The following is a 16,973-nucleotide window of genomic DNA, read 5'->3' on the forward strand; positions in this document are numbered from 1 at the left end:
GCCTCCGGCGCTCCAGGCGCCGGAGCCCTAAACGCCAAGCAACAAAAAACCCGCCGAGGCGGGTTTTTGTTCAAGGGGCGATCAATTACTTGATCTTGCCTTCCTTGTACATGACATGCTTGCGCACGACCGGATCGAATTTCTTGATTTCGATCTTTTCGGGCTTGGTGCGCTTGTTCTTGTCAGTGGTGTAGAAGTGACCGGTGCCGGCACTGGAAATCAAACGGATCAATTCACGCATGACGAATCCCCTTAGAATTTTTCGCCGCGGCTACGCAGCTCGGACAGTACGGTTTCGATACCGCGCTTGTCGATGATACGCATGCCCTTGGCAGAAACGCGCAGACGCACGAAGCGCTTCTCGGATTCTACCCAGAAACGGTGATGCTGCAGATTCGGCAGGAAACGACGACGGGTTTTGTTGTTAGCGTGGGAAACGTTGTTCCCAGTAATCGGACCCTTACCGGTTACTTGGCAAACTCTCGACATGGCTCAGCCCTCATAAACCTCATGCCAAACCCGGCATGGGTTGGCCGCTTGTAACTGTATTGATTCCTGTTTTGACGGGGAGAGCCGGCAAACGCCGGGGACCTGAAGCGGCCATACCCCGAAAAAAGAGCGCTGTTTTATACCAGAAGCACCCAGGGATAACAAGGTAGGGCGACGGATGAAATGCCTACGGACCGGCCGCCGTGTGGGCCTGGCCGGAATGTCAACCGTTCGTCGGTGAGAAGCATTGTGACGGACGGACGGGTGGTCTAGTTTAGAGCGCGTGCCACACTCAATCCACGTCCGCCAGACGGCCGCCCACAGCGCCCTGTCAGCCGCTGCCCGCTAAGCGCGTGTCGTCTGCCCACCTCGGATCTACAAGGAATCGTTCATGCGTTTCGCCGCCTTGCCTCTGCTCTTCGCGCCCCTGCTGGCTCAGGCCGCCACGCTCAGCGTCTGCACCGAAGCCAGTCCGGATGGATTCGACGTGGTGCAATACAACTCCCTGACCACCACCAATGCCTCGGCCGATGTGCTGATGAACCGGCTGGTGGAATACGACGCCAGCGAAGCCAAGCTGGTGCCGAGCCTGGCGCAGAGCTGGACGATCTCCACGGACGGCCTGACCTACGACTTCGCCCTGCGCCCGGACGTGAAGTTTCACCAGACCGACTACTTCACCCCCAGCCGTACCCTGACGGCCGACGACGTGGTGTTCAGCTTCCAGCGCATGCTGGACAAGGATCATCCCTGGCACGCGGTGGCCAAGAGCGGCTATCCCCATGCCCAGTCGATGCAGTGGCCCAAGCTGATCAAGCGCGTGGAAAAGACCAGTGACCTCGGCGTGCGCATCGTGCTCAACAGCCCGGACGCCACCTTCCTGCCGACCCTGAGCATGGGCTTCGCCTCCATCTATTCCGCCGAATACGCCGCTCAGCTGCTCAAGGCCGGCAAGACCGCCCAGCTCAACGACGAGCCCATCGGCACCGGTCCCTTCGTCTTCAAGCGCTATCAGAAGGATGCCGTGGTGCGTTACGCCGCCAATCCGGACTACTTCGCCGGCAAGCCCAAGCTGGATGGCCTGATCTATGCCATCACCCCCGACTCGGCGGTGCGCCTGCAGCGACTCAAGCGCGGCGAATGCCAGATCGCCCTGTCACCCAAGCCCCAGGATCTGCAGAGCGCCCATGAGGACAAGAGCCTGCAGGTGCTGCAGACGCCGGCCTTCATGACCGCCTTCGTGGGTATCAACACCACCCATCCGCCGCTGGACAACATCAAGGTGCGCCAGGCCATCAACCTGGCCTTCGACAAGCAGAGCTATCTGAAGGCGGTGTTCCAGGACACCGCGGTGGCGGCGGACAATGTCTATCCACCCACCACCTGGGGCTACGCCAAGGACGTGCCGGCCTATCCCTATGACCCGGCCAGGGCCAAGGCCTTGCTGGCCCAGGCGGGGCTGAAGGATGGCTTCAAGACCACCATCTGGACGCGCCCCAGCGGCAGCCTGCTCAATCCCAATCCGCAACTGGGTGCCCAGATGCTGCAGGCCGACCTGAAGAAGATCGGCGTCGATGCCCAGATCCAGGTGATCGAATGGGGCGAATTGATCCGCCGCGCCAAGACCGGCGAACACGATCTGCTGTTCATGGGCTGGGCTGGCGACAATGGCGACCCGGACAACTACCTGACACCGCAATTCTCCTGCGCCTCGGTGCAGTCGGGGCTGAACTTCGCCCGTTATTGCGACAAGACCCTGGATGGCGCCATCAGCAAGGGCAAGACCCTGTCCGACCAGATGGCCCGGGCCACGGTGTACCACCAGGCGCAGCGCATCATCCACGACCAGGCGCTGTGGCTGCCGTTGGCCCATCCGACGGTAACGGTGCTGGCCAAGAGCGGCGTCGAGGGCTATCAGCCCAATCCCTTCGGGCGGCAGGACTTCAGCAAGGTCAGCGGCGGTCGCTAGGACCGCCTGCGGTGCGGCGAGCGGTGCGCGGTCAGCCTAGCGCCAGGGCTGGCCGTCGGTGCGCTCCACCTGCTTGACCTTCTGCTGGATGGCGGCGCGCGCCAGCATATGGGCGCTGACCGGCGCGGTGATGAAGATGAACAGGGCGATCAGCAACTCGTGCAGGCTGAGACCTTCGCCCTGGCTGCTGAAGAACAGCATCGAGGCGATGATGGTGCTGCCCACGCCCAGGGTGGTGGCCTTGGTCGGACCGTGCAGGCGCATGAAGAAGTCCGGCAGCCGGTACAGGCCGATGGCGCCGATGAGGGCGAAGCTGCTGCCGATGAGCAGCAGGGCGCAGATCAGGAGTTCGAGCCAGAAGGGCATTGGGTAGCTCCCTGTTAATCGATGATTTCGCCATGCAGCATATGCTTGCCCAGCGCCACGGTGCCGACGAAACCGGTTACGGCGATGAGCAGCGAGGCTTCGAAGAAGACGTCGGTGGCCAGCCAGATACCGAACAGGATGATGATCGCCAGGACGTTGATGTAGAGGGTGTCCAGGGCCAGCACCCGATCCGGGATGTCCGGTCCCTTCACCAGGCGATAGACGTTGAGCACGGCGGCCACGCCCATCATCCCCATGCACAGCAGGGTCACGTAGGTGAGCATTCGAAGATCTCCTTGAGCGGGGCTTCATAGCGCGTCTTGACCTGATGGATCACCGCGTCCTTGTCCGCGACATCGAGACCGTGTAGCAGCAGGGTCTTGCGATCGCCGCTGAGGCCGGAGGAAACGGTGCCGGGGGTGAGGGATACCACGCAGGCCAGCAGGGTGAGCAGGAATTCGTCCTCGATGTCGATGGGCACCTCGATGAACGCCGGCTTGAGCGCCTCGGTCCGGCCCAGCACCAGGCGGGCGACGTGCAGGTTGGCGACGATGATGTCGTATACCACCATCAGCATGTAGCGCAGCAGGAGGACCGGGCGGCGCAGCCGGGGCGCGTGCAGCAGGAAGTCCTGGCACAGCAGCGGGATGCCCCAGCCAAGCAGCAGACCCAGCAGCAGCTGGCCCAGACTCAGGCTGTTGTTGAGCAGCAGCCAGGTCAGGGTCAGCAACCCGGTGAGCAGTGGGTGCGGTAGCCAGCGTTTCATGGGCCAACCCCCCGGACGATGTCGAAGTAGGGTGTGACGTCCAGCAATTGCCGGGCGGTTTCCAAGGCGTAGCCGTGCAGCGGCGCGGCCAGCGCCATCAGCAGCGGGCTGCCCAGCAGCAGGCCGAGGGTGGCGGCGAGCTGGACCGGATCGAGGCGGACGTCCAGGGCGGCGCTGTTGCCGCGCCAGAACAGCGTGGTGCCGGCGCGGGACAGGGCGATGATCATGCCCAGGCCGCCCAGCAGCACCACCGGCCAGATGATCAATGCCGGCCAGGCGGTGCCGGTAGCCTGCAAGAGCATCACCTTGCCGAGAAAGCCGGGGAAGGGCGGCAGGCCGGCGACGGATAACGCACCGAGAAAGAACAGGCCACCGAGCAGTCGTGGGTGAGCCAGCTGCGGACCGCTGTTGAGGGTATCGCCCTGCGCCCCGCGTTGCTGGGCGATGAGATCCGCCAGCAGGAACAGGGCGCCGGCGATCCAGGTGCTGTGCACCAGGTAGAAGAAGCTGGCGGCCAGGCCCGCGACGCTGCCCAGGGCCACGCCGGTCAGCAGCATCCCTACCGAGATGACCACCAGGTAGCCAAGCAGGGCCTTGAGGTGATGGGCCGCCAGGGCGCCGAACACCCCGGCCGCCAGGGTGACCGCCGCCAGCGGCCAGAGCCAGGGCAGGACATAGTGGGCCAGGGGGCCGGCGGCCGTGCCGAATACCAGCAGGAAGACGCGGACGATGGCGTAGAGCCCGACCTTGGTCATGATGGCGAACAGGGCGGCGACCGGGGCGCTGGCGGCGGAATAAGCACTGGGCAGCCAGAAGTACAGCGGCAGGATGGCGCCCTTGAGACCAAAGACCACCAGCAGCAGAAAGCCCGCGGCGGCCAGCAGCGGTGCCTGTTCGGGATCGGCGTTGGCGACCCGGAGGCCGAGGTCGGCCATGTTCAGGGTGCCGAGCAGGCCATAGAGCAGGCCGATGCCGATCAGGAACAGCGCCGAGCCCACCAGGTTGAGCACCACGTAGTGCAGGCCGGCGCGGACCCGGGCGGGGCCGGCGCCATGCACCAGCAGGGCATAGGAGGCGATCAGCAGGATCTCGAAGAAGACGAAGAGGTTGAACAGGTCGCCGGTGAGAAAGGCGCCATTGATGCCCAGCAGCTGGAACTGGAACAGCGCATGGAAATCCGGGCCACGCTTGTCGTCGCCGCGGCAGGCATAGAGCGCCGCCCCGGCGGCCAGCACCGCCACGCTGACCAGCATCAGCGCGGCCAGGCGATCCAGCAGCAGGACGATGCCGAAGGGCGCCGGCCAGTCGCCCAGGGCATAGACCTCCAGCTGACCGCTGTTGGCTCGCTGCAGGAGCAGCAGTGCCAGCGGCAGCAGGGTCCAGGTGGCCAGCAGCGACAGTCCGCGCGCGGTGCTGGCGGACAGCCGCGGACGCATGAGCAGGAAGGCGCCCATGAACAGCGGTACGAGAATCGGCAGGATGATCAGGTGCTTCATCGGCGCGGCTCCTCGCCATCCACGTGGTCGGTACGCAACTCGCCGAGGGCGCGTAGCGACAGGGCCACCACGAAGGCGGTCATGGCGAAGCCGATGACGATGGCGGTGAGCACCAGCGCCTGGGGCACCGGATCGGCCTGCTCGGCGGCCTTGCCGATCACCGCCGGCACGCCGGTGCGCAGGCGGCCCATGGCGAACAGGAAGAGATTGACCGCGTAGGAGAGCAGGGTGAGGCCGAGCACCACCGGATAGAGGCGCGCCCGGAGCAGCAGGTACACGCCGCTGGCGGTGAGGACCCCAAGGGCCGTGCAGAACAGGATTTCCATGTTAGAGCACCTCCTGGCTGGAGCCGTCCTTGTCCGTCTCGTCCCGGCTGACATGGCCGAGGTTGGAGAGGATCAGGAGGGTGGCGCCGACGACGGCGAGGTAGACGCCGAGATCGAAGATCAGGGCGGTGGCCAGTTCGGTCTTGCCGATCAGGGGGATGGCGAAGTAGTCGAAGGCGGTGGTGAGGAAGGGGTAACCGAAGGCCAGCGAACCCAGTCCGGTCAGGGCGGCGATCAGCACGCCGAGGCCGCAGATGGCGTGGTAGCTGATCGGCAGGCGCCGCTGGGTCCAGGTCACGCCATGGGCCACGTACTGCAGGATCAGGGCGATGGCGGTGATCAGGCCGGCGATGAAGCCGCCGCCGGGCAGGTTGTGGCCACGCACGAAGATGAAGGCCGATACCAGCAACGCCAGCGGCAGCAGCACCCGCGCCACGTTGTTGAGGATCATCGGGTGGCTGTCGCGGGACCAGGGCGTGCCCTTGGGGTCGACCAGCGGATGCGGCAGATGCAGGTGCTTGAGCAGGCCGTAGACGCCGGCGGCGGCGATGGCCAGCACGGTGATCTCGCCGAGGGTGTCGAAACCACGGAAGTCCACCAGGATGACGTTGACCACGTTGTAGCCACCACCCCCGGACACCGAGTTGGCCAGGAAGAAGTCGCCGATGCCCTCGTAGGGGCGGGTCAGCACGGCATAGGCCAGCAGCGCCACCAGCAGGCCCAGGCCGCCGGCCAGCAGGACGTCGCGCAGGCCGCGCAGGCTGCTGGATTCGATGGGGGTGCGATCCGGCATGAAGAACAGCGCCAGCACCAGCAGGATGACCGTCACCACCTCCACCGACAGCTGGGTCAGGGCCAGGTCCGGAGCCGAGTAGCGGGCGAACAGCAGCGAGACGATCAGGCCCACGGTGCTCAGGGTCATCAAGGCCTTGAGCCGGTTGCGGTGGAAGAACACCGTCAGCACCGCGGTCAGCATCAGGATGCCCAGGCCCAGGGCGGTGAGCGGATCGAAGGGCGACAGCGCGACCGGACCGTGGAGGCTGTCCAGCCCCGACAGTGCCGCCACCAGCAGCACCAGGGTGGCCGCCAGCATCAGCGCGATGTAGCCCTGCAGCGAGCCGCTTTCCAGGCGCCCGGTGAGCCGCTGGGCGAAGCCGATCAGCCGGTTCAGGCTCTGCTCGAAGACCAGGCGGGCGTCGACGTCGGGCAGTCCCTCCTGCCAGCGGAACAGGGGCTGGCGGAAGGCATAGACCAGTACGCCGCCGACCATGGCCAGGATGCTCATCACCAGGGCGGTGTTGAAGCCGTGCCAGATGGCCAGGCTGTAGTCGGGCAGGCTGCCGCCAAGGGCGGCGCTGGCACCTGCGGCCAGCAGCGGCGCCACGGTGTAGCCCGGTACTACGCCCACCAGCAGGCAGAGCAGCACCAGGATCTCCACCGGGATCTTCATGTAGCGCGGCGGTTCATGAGGCGGGTAGTGGGGCAGGTCGCGTGGCTCGCCGTTGAAGAAGACGTCGTGGATGAAGCGCAGCGAATAGGCCACCGAGAAGACCCCGTAGAGCACCGCCACCGCCGGCACGACCCAGCTGAAGCTGCCGAACAGGCCGTGATTGAGGGTCTCGTTGAAGAACATCTCCTTGCTCAGGAAGCCGTTGAGCAGGGGCACCCCGCCCATGGCCGCGGCGGCGACCATGGCCAGCACCGCGGTATGCGGCATGTAGCGCCAGAGCCCGGCCAGACGGCGCATGTCGCGGCTGCCGGTCTCGTGGTCGATGATGCCGGCGGCCATGAACAGCGAGGCCTTGAAGGTGGCGTGGTTGAGGATGTGGAACACCGCCGCCACGGTGGACAGCTGGGTGTCGAGGCCGAACAGCAGGGTGATCAGGCCGAGATGGCTGATGGTGGAGTAGGCCAGCAGGCCTTTGAGGTCGTGCTGGAACAGCGCCAGGATGGCGCCCACCACCAGGGTGGTGAGGCCGGTGAGGGTGACGATGTAGAACCACCACTCCGAATCGGCCAACGCCGGATAGAGCCGCGCCAGCAGGAAGACCCCGGCCTTGACCATGGTCGCCGAGTGCAGATAGGCCGATACGGGCGTCGGCGCGGCCATGGCCTGGGGCAGCCAGAAGTGGAAGGGAAATTGCGCGGACTTGGTGAAGACGCCCAGCAACACCAGGATCAGCGCCAGTGGATAGAGGGCATGGCCGGTGATCAGCGGGCCGGCGGCGAGCACGTCGGTCAACTCGAAGCTGCCGACGATATGGCCGATCAAGAGGATGCCGGCGAGCAGGGCCAGGCCGCCGCCGCCGGTGACGGTCAGGGCCATGCGCGCGCCCTGGCGGGCTTCCTTGCTATGGCTCCAGAAGCCGATCAGCAGGAAGGACGACAGGCTGGTCAACTCCCAGAACACCATCAGCAGCAGCAGGTTTTCCGCCAGCACCACGCCCAGCATGGCGCCCATGAACAAGAGCAGGTAAGCGAAGAAGCGCCCGACCGGCTCGTCCTTGCTCAGGTAATAGGTGGCATAGAGGATCACCAGCAGGCCGATGACCAGGATCATCAGGGCGAACATCAGCCCCAGACCGTCCAGGCGCAGGCTGAGATTCAGCCCCAGGGCCGGCAGCCAGTCCACCCGCTGCAGCAGCACGGTGCCGTCCAGCACCGCTGGGAGTTGCGTGGCCAGCAGGGCCAGGGCCAGGGCGGGCGCCACGGCGGTGCCCAGGGCGCAGGCGCGCCGACCGAAGCGATCGGTCGCCAGCGACAACAGTGTTCCCAGGAAGGGCAACGCGATGATCAGCGCCAATACCATGCCTGCATCCTTTAGCTGAGCGCCTCACGGCGGTGGATAGATGGTGCTCCCTCGAGACCTCGAGCGGCATTCGATGCGTCCACGCAGAGATCGCCAAGACGGCGAGAGGTGTCGGAATCGATCTTCGAGTTTCGTACAAGAACCGAAGGTTTAATAACCTAAGGTGATAATAAAAGAGAGACCACAAAATCCTAGCCCTGTCTCCCTTACAAAATATTAGGAAACAGGCACGCCGTGTCCAGCACGGGTCTCAAACACTTGGCAGGCGCTGTGCGGGTCTCACTAAGACCTCTAATACGGGCTTTTGCTCAGATCTGTGCGGAGGAGGGCACCCGGTGCGGCACCCTGGGCGCCGCACCGGGTAGTGCGAAGAAAAAACCCGACACGCCAAAGGAGCAAGAGAACACGCGTGTCGGGGGTAAGCGCCAGCGTCAGAGCGCCGGCGCGGGGGAAGCGTTACCCTGGGCGAGACGGGCGGGCTGCACGTCCCAGCCGCCACCCAGGGCCTTGTAGAGGGCGACGATGCCGCGATAGAGCTCGATCTCGCCCTGGGCCTGCTGGTCCTCGGCGGCCAGGCGTTCGCGCTGGGCATCGAGCAGCACCAGGAAGTCGGTACCGCCTTCGCGATAGCGGATCTCGGCCTGGTCGGCGGCGGCACGACTGGCCACCGACTGGCGGATCAGCGCCTGCAGGCGCTCCTGGCGCCGCCCGTAGTCGCTGAAGGCGTTGGCGCTCTCTTCCAGGGCGGTCAGCACCTGCTGCTCGTAGTTGGCCAGGGCCTCGTCGGAACCGGCACGGGCGCCGCGCAGGCGGGCGCGCACGCTGCCCAGGTCGAAGGCGGCCCAGCTGATGCTCGGGCCGAGGCCCCAGGCGCGGGCGGCACTGCTGCCGATCTGCGAGCCGCGTCCGGCGGTGAAGCCGAGAAAGCCCGAGAGACTGACCCGCGGGAAGAGATCGGCGGTGGCCACACCAACGTCGGCGGTGGCGGCGGCCAGCCGGCGTTCGGCGGCCGCCACGTCCGGACGGCGGCGCAGCAATTCGCCGGGATCGCCGATGGGCAGGCGCTTGGCGATGGCCGGCAGGGCCTTGGGCGAGAGATCCACGCTCAGGGCATCCGGGCGTTGGCCGAGCAGGGTGGCGATGCGATTGCGCGCTCGGGTGGCCTGGGCCTGGAATTCCGGCAGACTGGCTTCGGTGGCCGCCAGGCGCGCTTCGCTGCGCTGCACGTCCAGGTCGCTGCCCATGCCTTCGTCTCTGAGGGTCACGGTCAGGCGGCGCGCCTCGCGTTGGTTACCCAGGTTGTCACGGGCAATGCGTTCGCGCAGCTGGGCGCCGCGCAGGTCGCCATAGGCGTCCACCAGTTCGGCGATCAGGCTGACCTGCAGCGCGGCGAGATCCGACGCCGCGGCTTCGGCGCGGGCATCGCTGGCTTCCAGGGTATGGCGGACGCGCCCGAACAGGTCCAGCTCCCAGGCCATGTCCAGGCCCAGGTCATAGCGTTCGCTGTTGACCCGCTCTTCGGTCAGACCGGGTTGCTGGGCCTTGCCGAGCTGGCTGCTGGCACGGCTGGTAACCGTCGGATAGAGGTCGTTGGCGTCGTCGTCGCGCAGGGCGCGGGCGGCGCGCAACCGGGCGAAGGCGGCGCGCAATTCGCGGTTGCCGTCCAGGCTGCTGGCCACCAGGGCGTTGAGGGTCGGGTCCTCGAACTGGCGCCACCAGAGCGCCTCGAAGCGGCCCTGGTCGTAGGCGCTGGGCTGCTGGCTGGCCTTGAGTTGCGCGGGCGCCTGCTCAGGCGCCTGGTAGTGCGGGCCGACGGCGCAGGCGGAGACCGCCAGCGCCAGCAGCAGGGGAGCGAAAGCCTTCATGCCTGGGCCTCCTGGGCAACGGCGGAGCGAGCCTGGCGACGCTCCACGAAGGCGCGTACCAGCACATAGAAGAGCGGCGTGAGCAGCAAGCCGAAGAAGGTCACCCCGAGCATCCCGGAGAACACCGCGACGCCCATGGCATGACGCATCTCGGCGCCGGCGCCAGTGGAAGTCACCAGGGGCACCACACCCATGATGAAGGCGAAGCTGGTCATCAGGATGGGTCTCAGGCGCAGGCGGCAGGCCTCCAGCACCGCGGCGACGCGGTCCTTACCGGTGGCCTGCTGGTCCTTGGCGAACTCGACGATGAGGATGGCGTTCTTGCACGCCAGGCCCACCAGCACGATCAGCCCGATCTGGGTGAAGATGTTGTTGTCGCTGCCGGCCAGGATCACCCCGGTAATGGCCGAGAGCAGGGTCATGGGCACGATCAGGATCACCGCCAGCGGCAGACTCCAGCTCTCGTACTGGGCGGCCAGTACCAGGAAGGCCAGCAGCACGCAGAGCGGGAACACCAGCAGGGCGGTATTGCCGGAGAGGATCTGCTGGTAGGTCAGCTCGGTCCATTCGAAGGTCATGCCGTTGGGCAACTCCTGCTTGAGCAGCGCCTCGATGGCCGCCTGGGCCTGGCCGGAACTGTAGCCCGGGGCCGGCGCACCGTTGATCTCGGCGGTGAGGAAGCCGTTGTAGTGCATCACCCGGTCAGGCCCCGCGGTATCGCTGATCTTGACGAAGGTGGACAGGGGCACCATCTCGCCGCGGTCGTTGCGCACCTTGAGCTGGCCGATCTGCTCGGGCTCCAGGCGGAAGCGCTGGTCGGCCTGGACGTTGACCTGGAAGGTACGGCCGAAGCGGTTGAAGTCGTTGGCGTAGACCGAGCCCAGGTAGGCCTGCAGGGTGTCGAAGATGGCGTCGATGGGCACCCCGTGGGTCTTGGCCTTCTCGCGATCGATATGGGCATCGATCTGCGGCACGTTGACCTGGTAGCTGGTGAACAGCGACTCCGGTGCCAGCTCCGGCAGCTGCCGGGCCTTGGCCAGCACGCTCTGGGTCTGGGTGTAGAGCTCCTCGTAACCCAGGTTGCCACGGTCTTCCACCTGCAGGCGGAAGCCGCCGATGCTGCCCAGCCCCTGCACCGGTGGCGGCGGGAAGATGGCGATGATGGATTCCTGGATGGCGGCGAATTCACCGTTCAGCTGGGCGGCGATGGCGCCGGCTGACAACTGGGGATCACGGCGCTCCTCGAAGGGCTTCAGGGTCACGAAAACGATGCCGCTGTTGGGGCTGTTGGTGAAGCCGTTGATGGACAGGCCCGGGAAGGCCACGGTGCTTTCCACGCCGGGGTGCTTGAGGGCGATGGCCGACATGCGGCGGATGACCTCCTCGCTGCGATCCAGGGTGGCGGCGTCGGGCAACTGGGCGAAGGCCACCAGGTACTGCTTGTCCTGGGGCGGCACGAAGCCAGTGGGGGTCTTGATCAGGCCCAGGCCCGTCAGGCCGAGCAGCACCACATAGAGCACCAGCACGATGGAGCCACCGCGCAGTACCCGGCGCACGGCGCCGACGTAGCCGTGGCTGGCCTTGTCGAAGAAGCGGTTGAAGGGCGCGAACAGCCAGCCGCCGAACAGCCGGTCGAGCAGCCGCGAGAAACGGTCCTTGGGCGCGTCGTGGCCCTTGAGCAGTACCGCGGCCAGGGCCGGCGACAGGGTCAGGGAGTTGAAGGCCGAGATCACCGTGGAGATGGCGATGGTCAGGGCGAACTGGCGATAGAACTGCCCGGTGAGGCCGGAGATGAAGGCGGTCGGCACGAACACCGCGCAGAGCACCAGGGCGGTGGCGATGATGGGCCCGGTCACCTCGCCCATGGCGCGCCGGGTGGCGGCCACCGGATCGAGGCCGAGGCCGATGTTCCGTTCGACGTTTTCCACCACCACGATGGCGTCGTCCACCACGATGCCGATGGCCAGCACCAGGCCGAACAGGGACAGCGCATTGAGCGAGAAGCCGAAGGCGTGCATCACCGCGAAGGTGCCGATCAGCGACACCGGCACCGCCGCCAGCGGAATGATCGAGGCGCGCCAGGTCTGCAGGAACAGGATCACCACCAGCACCACCAGGATGATGGCCTCGAACAGGGTGTGCACCACGGCCTCGATGGAGCCGCGCACGAAGATGGTCGGGTCGTAGACGATCTCGTAGTCCATGCCCTGGGGGAAGCTTTGCTTGAGCTCGGCCATCTTGGCGCGTACCTGGTTGGACAGGTCGATGGCGTTGCTGCCGGGGCGCTGGAAGATCGGGATGGCCACCGCCGGCTGATTGTTCAGCAGCGATCTCAGGGCGTACTGGTTGGAGCCCAGTTCGATGCGGGCGATGTCGCGCAGCCGGGTGATCTGGCCGTCGCTGCCGGCGCGCACGATGATGTTGGCGAATTCTTCCTCATCCACCAGGCGGCCCTGGGTGTTGATGGCCAGCTGGAAGCTGGTGCTGCCCGGGGCTGGCGGCGCGCCGAGGGCACCGGCGGCGACCTGGCGATTCTGCTCGCGGATGGCGGTGACCACGTCGCTGGCGGTCAGGCCGCGCGAGGCCACCTTGTCCGGATCGAGCCAGACGCGCAGGGAATAGTCGCCCATGCCGAACAGCTGGACATCGCCCACGCCGTCCAGCCGTGCCAGCTCGTCCTTGACGTTGATCAGGGCATAGTTGGACAGATAGAGCATGTCGTAGCGCTGATCCGGCGAGGTCAGGTGCACCACCATCGCCAGGTCCGGCGAGGCCTTGTCGGCGGTCACGCCGAGGCGCTGCACCTCTTCCGGCAGCTTGGGCAGGGTGCGGGTGACGCGGTTCTGCACCTGCACCTGGGCGGTGTCCAGGTTGGTCCCCAGGGCGAAGGTGATGGTCAGGGTCAGCTTGCCGTCGGCGGTCGACTGGGACGACAGGTAGAGCATGTGCTCCACGCCGTTCATGGCCTGCTCCAGAGGCGCGGCCACGGTCTCGCCGATCACCTTGGGGTTGGCGCCGGGGAAGGTGGCGCGCACCACCACGGTGGGCGGGACCACCTCGGGGTATTCGCTGATCGGCAACTGGAACAGCGAGATGGCCCCGCCGATCAGGATGATCAGCGAGAGCACGGCGGCGAAGATCGGCCGGCGGATGAAGAACTGGGAGAAGTTCATCGGGCTTTCCTTGGGCAACAGGCGGCCGTCGCGCTCATCGCGGCCATGGGCCGCTCCTACAGTGGTGTCCGTGCCTGTAGGAGCGGTCCACGACCGCGATACCGCGATGCCTGGACGGGTAGAAGTCTGAAACGGGACGGGGTGGAGCCTGGGGTCTAGCGACTACCCACCTTGAGCGGCTGGGTGGGCGCCGGCAGGCTGGCCAGGACCGCGTCACGCTGGCGCTTGAGGGCGGCCAGGGTGGTGGCATCGGCCATGGGCACCGACTGGGCGTCGACGGTCATGCCCGGGCGCACCCGCTGCAGGCCGTTGACCACGATGCGATCGCCGGCTTCCAGCCCCTTGCGCACGATGCGCAGGCCTTCCAGGCGCGGACCCAGGTCGACGGTGCGATAGGCGGCCTTGCTCTGGCCATCCACCACCAACACGAATTTCTTGCCCAGGTCGGTGCCTACGGCGGCGTCCTGGATCAGGGTGCCTTCGTAGGTGCCGCTGCCCACCAGCCGCAGCCGGGCATAGAGCCCCGGGGTGAAGCGGCCGTCGGCGTTGTCGAACACGGCGCGGCCATGGATGGTGCCGGTGCGTGGATCGAGCTGGTTGTCCATGAAGTCCATGTGGCCTTCGTGGGAGAACGCGTCCTCGTTGGACAGCGCCATGTAGACCGGGCTGGCCGCGCCGCGTTGACCCTGGCGGGCGAGGGCCTGCTGCTTGAGGAAGACGCGCTCGTCGGCGTCGAAGTAGGCATAGACCTTGTCGGTGGAGACCAGGGTGGTGAGGCGGGTGTCGCCGGCGTTGACCAGGTTGCCGGCGGTGACCTCGGCACGGCCGACGCGCCCGTCGATGGCGGCGCGCACCTCGGTGAAGCCCAGATTCAGGCGCGCGGCGTCCAGTTGCGCCTGGGCGGCGGCGACGCTGGCCTTGGCTTCCTGGGCGGCGCTGCGGCGGGCCTCGACGATTTCCGCGGAGATGGCGTTGCTGCTGCGCAGGCGTTCGCCGCGGGCGGCTTCGTCGGCGGTGCGGCTGGCGTTGGCGCGGGCCTGTTGCAGCTCGGCTTCGAGGCGCTTGACCTCGGCCTGGAAGGGCCGCGGATCGATCTGCAGGAGGAGGTCGCCGCGCTTGACCCGGGCACCCTCGTGGAACAGGACGCGGTCGACGTAGCCGGAGACGCGCGGACGCACCACCACGGATTCCGGCGCTTCCAGGCGGCCGGTCACCTCGTCCCATTCCACCACCGGCTGGCGCAGCACCTCGGCGGCGCTCACCTTGGGCGCGGGCGGCGCGGCGCTGGCCTGGGGATGGGAATCGCCGCAGGCGGCAAGCAACAGCGTTGAAGTCAGGGCCAGGGGGCCGAGGGTTTTCGCGAAGAGATCCATGTTCGAGTCCGCCCGAGGTGGAAAGAGGTCAGGGAGGCGAGTCTGCCGCCGGGTAAGGTCGGCGACGAATCGAAGGGCTCGAACTTATTTATCGATGGCGATGATGGTTTTGCTGTAGGTATCGCTGGCGGTGATGGCCCTTGCTGGAAAGGGCCGCGGTTGAGCCCTTCTGCCGAATCAAGAGCAGAATCCGTTTCTCAAAGGCTGTCCGGATCGCCAATGAACATCTGGATGCGCGACCTCAGCCAGCGCTCGCCGGGGTCGTGATCCTGGGCACCGCTCCAGGCCATGGGCAATTCATGGCCGCCGTCGTTCAGCTCGGCGGGCGGGTCTTCGTAGCGAAGGCCGCCGGTGCTGGCCAGCAGGCGTGCGGTGTAGTCCGGCACCATCACCAGCAGATCGGTTTCCGCCAGCAGCGAGCCCAGGCCATTGAACTGGGGTACCGCCAGCACCACCCGGCGCTGGCGGCCGAGCTTGTCGAGCAATTCGTCGATATAACCGGTGAGGTCGCCGGCATAGGACACCAGGGCATGGGGGCGGGCGCAGTATTCGTCCAGGGTCAGGCGCCCGGGCTTGCTGTCGGCGCGCAGCACCTTGAAGCCGAAGCGGCGCACCGGGCGGCGCTTGGCATTGGCTGGCAATTCCTCGGTATAGCCCACCGCCACGGTGATCTCGCCGGAGGCCAGCATGCCGGCGGCGGTCAGGTAGTTCATTCGTCGCACCACCAGGGTGGTGCCCGGCGCCTCGATGCGGATGCGCCTGAGCAGCGGCGGCAGCAGGGCGAATTCGACGTCGTCGGACAGGCCGACGCGAAACACCCGGTCGGCGCTGGCCGGCTCGAAACTCTGGGTCCGGCTCACCGCGCTGGAGATCTGGTCCAGCGCTGGAGACAGCAGGGCGGCGATCTCCTGGGCCCGGGGGGTCGGCTCCATGCTGCGCCCGGTACGCACGAACAGCGGATCGTCGAACAGGGTGCGCAGTCGCGCCAGGGCGGCGCTGATGGCCGGCTGGCCGAGAAACAGCTTTTCCGCGGCACGGGTGACGCTGCGCTCGAGCATCAGGGTCTCGAACACGATGAGCAGGTTGAGGTCGACGCGGCGCAGATCGGTACGGTTCATTCAGGCCCCGATAGGGAGTGGATCGATACCCCCGATGTCCATTATCGATGGGGATGCATAGAATCCTAAGGCAAGGCTGGTTAGAGTCCTAGCCATAAGCAGTCCGCCTCGGCAACGGTTCCGGGGTCGGCATCAACGCGAGGTAGTGCCATGTCCCGCCTGATCCAGTTCACCCAATTCGGCCCGCCGGAGGTGCTCGCCTGCATCGACCGGCCCACGCCCGTGGCGGGGCCAGGCGAGGTGCTGGTGCGGGTAGAGGCCATCGGCGTGAGCTGGTACGACGTGCTCTGGCGGCAGAATCTGGCTCCTGAGCAGGCCGTGCCCCCGGCCGGTCTCGGCTGCGAGCTGGCCGGGGTGGTCACCGCCTTGGGCGAAGGCGTGGCCGACCTGGCGGTGGGCGATCGCGTGGCCAGCTTTCTCGGCCACGACATCAATCGCTATCCGGCCTATGGCGACGACCTGGTCTATCCGGCCACCTCCCTGGTGCGCTACCCGGACGTGCTCACCCCGGTGGAAGCCGCGGTGCACTACAATCCGCTGCTCACCGTCTATACCGCGCTGATGCACCAGGCGCGGCTGCAGCCCGGCGAATGGGTGCTGATCACCGATGCCAGTCGCTGTTGCGGTCCGGCCTCCATCCAGCTGGCCAAGGCCCTGGGTGCCCGGGTCATCGCCAGCACCCACGACGCCGCCGACCGTGACTACCTGCGCGAACTGGGCGCGGAAAGGGTCATCGCCGCCGAGGAAGAGGATCTGGTCAGCCGCATCGCCAGCATCACCGACGGCGTTGGCGTGCACGTGGCCCTGGATGCCCTGGGCGGTCCGCAACTGGCGCTGCTCGGCGAGGCCATGGCGCCCCGCGGCCGGTTGCTGCTCTACGGCCTCAACGGCGGCAACCAGACCCCCTTGCCGGCCTGCGCGGCCTTCAAGAAGAAATTCAAGCTCTACATCCACTGCGTGCAGGACTTCACCGGCCAGCCGGAGATGGGCCTGGAAGCCGATTGTGCCGCGGTGCGGGAAGCCTTGCAGCACATCGACCAACTGACCCGTGATCGCCTGCTCAAGGCGCAGATCAAGCAGGTCTTTCCCTTCGCGCAGTTCGTCGAAGCCCATCGCTGCATGGAGCAGTGCCCTACCCGCGGTCGCGTCGTCCTCAGCGTCGAGTGACGGGCCAGGCAATAAAAAACCCACGCCAAGGCGTGGGTTTTTTCATGACCGGTCGC

At 66.6% G+C, this 16,973-nt stretch carries 14 protein-coding genes; 2 read left to right on the forward strand and 12 right to left on the reverse strand.

What is annotated here, in order from left to right; genetic code table 11:
• Window positions 1-85: 85 nt before the first annotated feature.
• A complete protein-coding gene (rpmG, locus tag V6W80_RS01045; protein WP_007159904.1) occupies window positions 86-241 on the reverse strand; it encodes a 50S ribosomal protein L33 in 156 nt (51 codons plus the stop codon).
• An 11-nt stretch (window positions 242-252) separates the two neighbouring features.
• Complete coding sequence (rpmB, locus tag V6W80_RS01050; protein WP_007159903.1) at window positions 253-489, reverse strand: 50S ribosomal protein L28; 237 nt, start codon at window positions 487-489, stop codon at window positions 253-255.
• 391 nt (window positions 490-880) lie between these two features.
• Between rpmB and V6W80_RS01055 the strand changes: the two genes are divergently transcribed.
• Window positions 881-2,458: an ABC transporter substrate-binding protein gene (locus V6W80_RS01055; protein WP_064309189.1), complete on the forward strand. Its 1,578-nt coding sequence runs from the start codon at window positions 881-883 to the stop codon at window positions 2,456-2,458.
• 36 nt (window positions 2,459-2,494) lie between these two features.
• Here the strand turns inward: V6W80_RS01055 and V6W80_RS01060 are convergent, their stop codons facing one another.
• The 10 genes from V6W80_RS01060 to V6W80_RS01105 all read right to left on the reverse strand — a co-directional run bounded on the left by V6W80_RS01060 (window position 2,495) and on the right by V6W80_RS01105 (window position 15,750).
• Window positions 2,495-2,824 (reverse strand): Na+/H+ antiporter subunit G, encoded by a 330-nt coding sequence (locus V6W80_RS01060; RefSeq protein ID WP_093255117.1) that lies wholly within the window; start codon window positions 2,822-2,824, stop codon window positions 2,495-2,497.
• Window positions 2,825-2,838: 14 nt separating this feature from the next.
• Window positions 2,839-3,108, reverse strand: coding sequence for a K+/H+ antiporter subunit F (locus V6W80_RS01065; RefSeq protein WP_007159900.1), 270 nt, complete (start codon window positions 3,106-3,108; stop codon window positions 2,839-2,841).
• Entirely contained in the window at window positions 3,093-3,590 is a 498-nt protein-coding gene (locus V6W80_RS01070) for a Na+/H+ antiporter subunit E (RefSeq protein WP_026083993.1), read from the reverse strand. Before V6W80_RS01070 ends, V6W80_RS01065 begins: the two co-directional genes overlap by 16 nt.
• On the reverse strand, window positions 3,587-5,086 hold the full coding sequence (locus tag V6W80_RS01075; RefSeq protein WP_338545654.1) for a monovalent cation/H+ antiporter subunit D: 1,500 nt from the start codon (window positions 5,084-5,086) through the stop codon (window positions 3,587-3,589). The genes V6W80_RS01070 and V6W80_RS01075 overlap by 4 nt, the downstream gene beginning before the upstream one ends.
• Window positions 5,083-5,412, reverse strand: coding sequence for a Na+/H+ antiporter subunit C (locus V6W80_RS01080; RefSeq protein WP_017642337.1), 330 nt, complete (start codon window positions 5,410-5,412; stop codon window positions 5,083-5,085). Before V6W80_RS01080 ends, V6W80_RS01075 begins: the two co-directional genes overlap by 4 nt.
• Before the next feature lies 1 nt (window position 5,413).
• Window positions 5,414-8,221: a monovalent cation/H+ antiporter subunit A gene (locus tag V6W80_RS01085; protein ID WP_338545655.1), complete on the reverse strand. Its 2,808-nt coding sequence runs from the start codon at window positions 8,219-8,221 to the stop codon at window positions 5,414-5,416.
• A 431-nt stretch (window positions 8,222-8,652) separates the two neighbouring features.
• A complete protein-coding gene (locus V6W80_RS01090; RefSeq protein WP_338545656.1) occupies window positions 8,653-10,086 on the reverse strand; it encodes a TolC family protein in 1,434 nt (477 codons plus the stop codon).
• Window positions 10,083-13,259, reverse strand: coding sequence for an efflux RND transporter permease subunit (locus V6W80_RS01095; protein ID WP_338545657.1), 3,177 nt, complete (start codon window positions 13,257-13,259; stop codon window positions 10,083-10,085). Before V6W80_RS01095 ends, V6W80_RS01090 begins: the two co-directional genes overlap by 4 nt.
• A gap of 155 nt (window positions 13,260-13,414) precedes the next feature.
• Complete coding sequence (locus V6W80_RS01100; protein WP_338545658.1) at window positions 13,415-14,632, reverse strand: efflux RND transporter periplasmic adaptor subunit; 1,218 nt, start codon at window positions 14,630-14,632, stop codon at window positions 13,415-13,417.
• A gap of 197 nt (window positions 14,633-14,829) precedes the next feature.
• On the reverse strand, window positions 14,830-15,750 hold the full coding sequence (locus V6W80_RS01105; RefSeq protein ID WP_017642332.1) for a LysR family transcriptional regulator: 921 nt from the start codon (window positions 15,748-15,750) through the stop codon (window positions 14,830-14,832).
• 150 nt (window positions 15,751-15,900) lie between these two features.
• Between V6W80_RS01105 and V6W80_RS01110 the strand changes: the two genes are divergently transcribed.
• The gene (locus V6W80_RS01110) at window positions 15,901-16,917 is read left to right on the forward strand and encodes a zinc-dependent alcohol dehydrogenase family protein (protein ID WP_017642331.1); all 1,017 of its coding nucleotides are present in this window, start codon (window positions 15,901-15,903) and stop codon (window positions 16,915-16,917) included.
• The last annotated feature ends 56 nt before the right edge of the window (window positions 16,918-16,973 follow it).

The organism is Pseudomonas benzopyrenica (genome assembly GCF_036884265.1).
GTDB lineage: Bacteria > Pseudomonadota > Gammaproteobacteria > Pseudomonadales > Pseudomonadaceae > Chryseomonas > Chryseomonas benzopyrenica.

Coding starts and splice junctions, on each gene's coding strand:
- V6W80_RS01105 (WP_017642332.1), bottom strand. CDS start 15,750: ATGAACCGTACCGATCTGCGCCGCGTCGACCTCAACCTGCTCATCGTG.
- V6W80_RS01080 (WP_017642337.1), bottom strand. CDS start 5,412: ATGGAAATCCTGTTCTGCACGGCCCTTGGGGTCCTCACCGCCAGCGGC.
- V6W80_RS01095 (WP_338545657.1), bottom strand. CDS start 13,259: ATGAACTTCTCCCAGTTCTTCATCCGCCGGCCGATCTTCGCCGCCGTG.
- V6W80_RS01075 (WP_338545654.1), bottom strand. CDS start 5,086: ATGAAGCACCTGATCATCCTGCCGATTCTCGTACCGCTGTTCATGGGC.
- V6W80_RS01070 (WP_026083993.1), bottom strand. CDS start 3,590: ATGAAACGCTGGCTACCGCACCCACTGCTCACCGGGTTGCTGACCCTG.
- V6W80_RS01055 (WP_064309189.1), top strand. CDS start 881: ATGCGTTTCGCCGCCTTGCCTCTGCTCTTCGCGCCCCTGCTGGCTCAG.
- V6W80_RS01100 (WP_338545658.1), bottom strand. CDS start 14,632: ATGGATCTCTTCGCGAAAACCCTCGGCCCCCTGGCCCTGACTTCAACG.
- V6W80_RS01065 (WP_007159900.1), bottom strand. CDS start 3,108: ATGCTCACCTACGTGACCCTGCTGTGCATGGGGATGATGGGCGTGGCC.
- rpmG (WP_007159904.1), bottom strand. CDS start 241: ATGCGTGAATTGATCCGTTTGATTTCCAGTGCCGGCACCGGTCACTTC.
- V6W80_RS01110 (WP_017642331.1), top strand. CDS start 15,901: ATGTCCCGCCTGATCCAGTTCACCCAATTCGGCCCGCCGGAGGTGCTC.
- V6W80_RS01060 (WP_093255117.1), bottom strand. CDS start 2,824: ATGCCCTTCTGGCTCGAACTCCTGATCTGCGCCCTGCTGCTCATCGGC.
- rpmB (WP_007159903.1), bottom strand. CDS start 489: ATGTCGAGAGTTTGCCAAGTAACCGGTAAGGGTCCGATTACTGGGAAC.
- V6W80_RS01085 (WP_338545655.1), bottom strand. CDS start 8,221: ATGGTATTGGCGCTGATCATCGCGTTGCCCTTCCTGGGAACACTGTTG.
- V6W80_RS01090 (WP_338545656.1), bottom strand. CDS start 10,086: ATGAAGGCTTTCGCTCCCCTGCTGCTGGCGCTGGCGGTCTCCGCCTGC.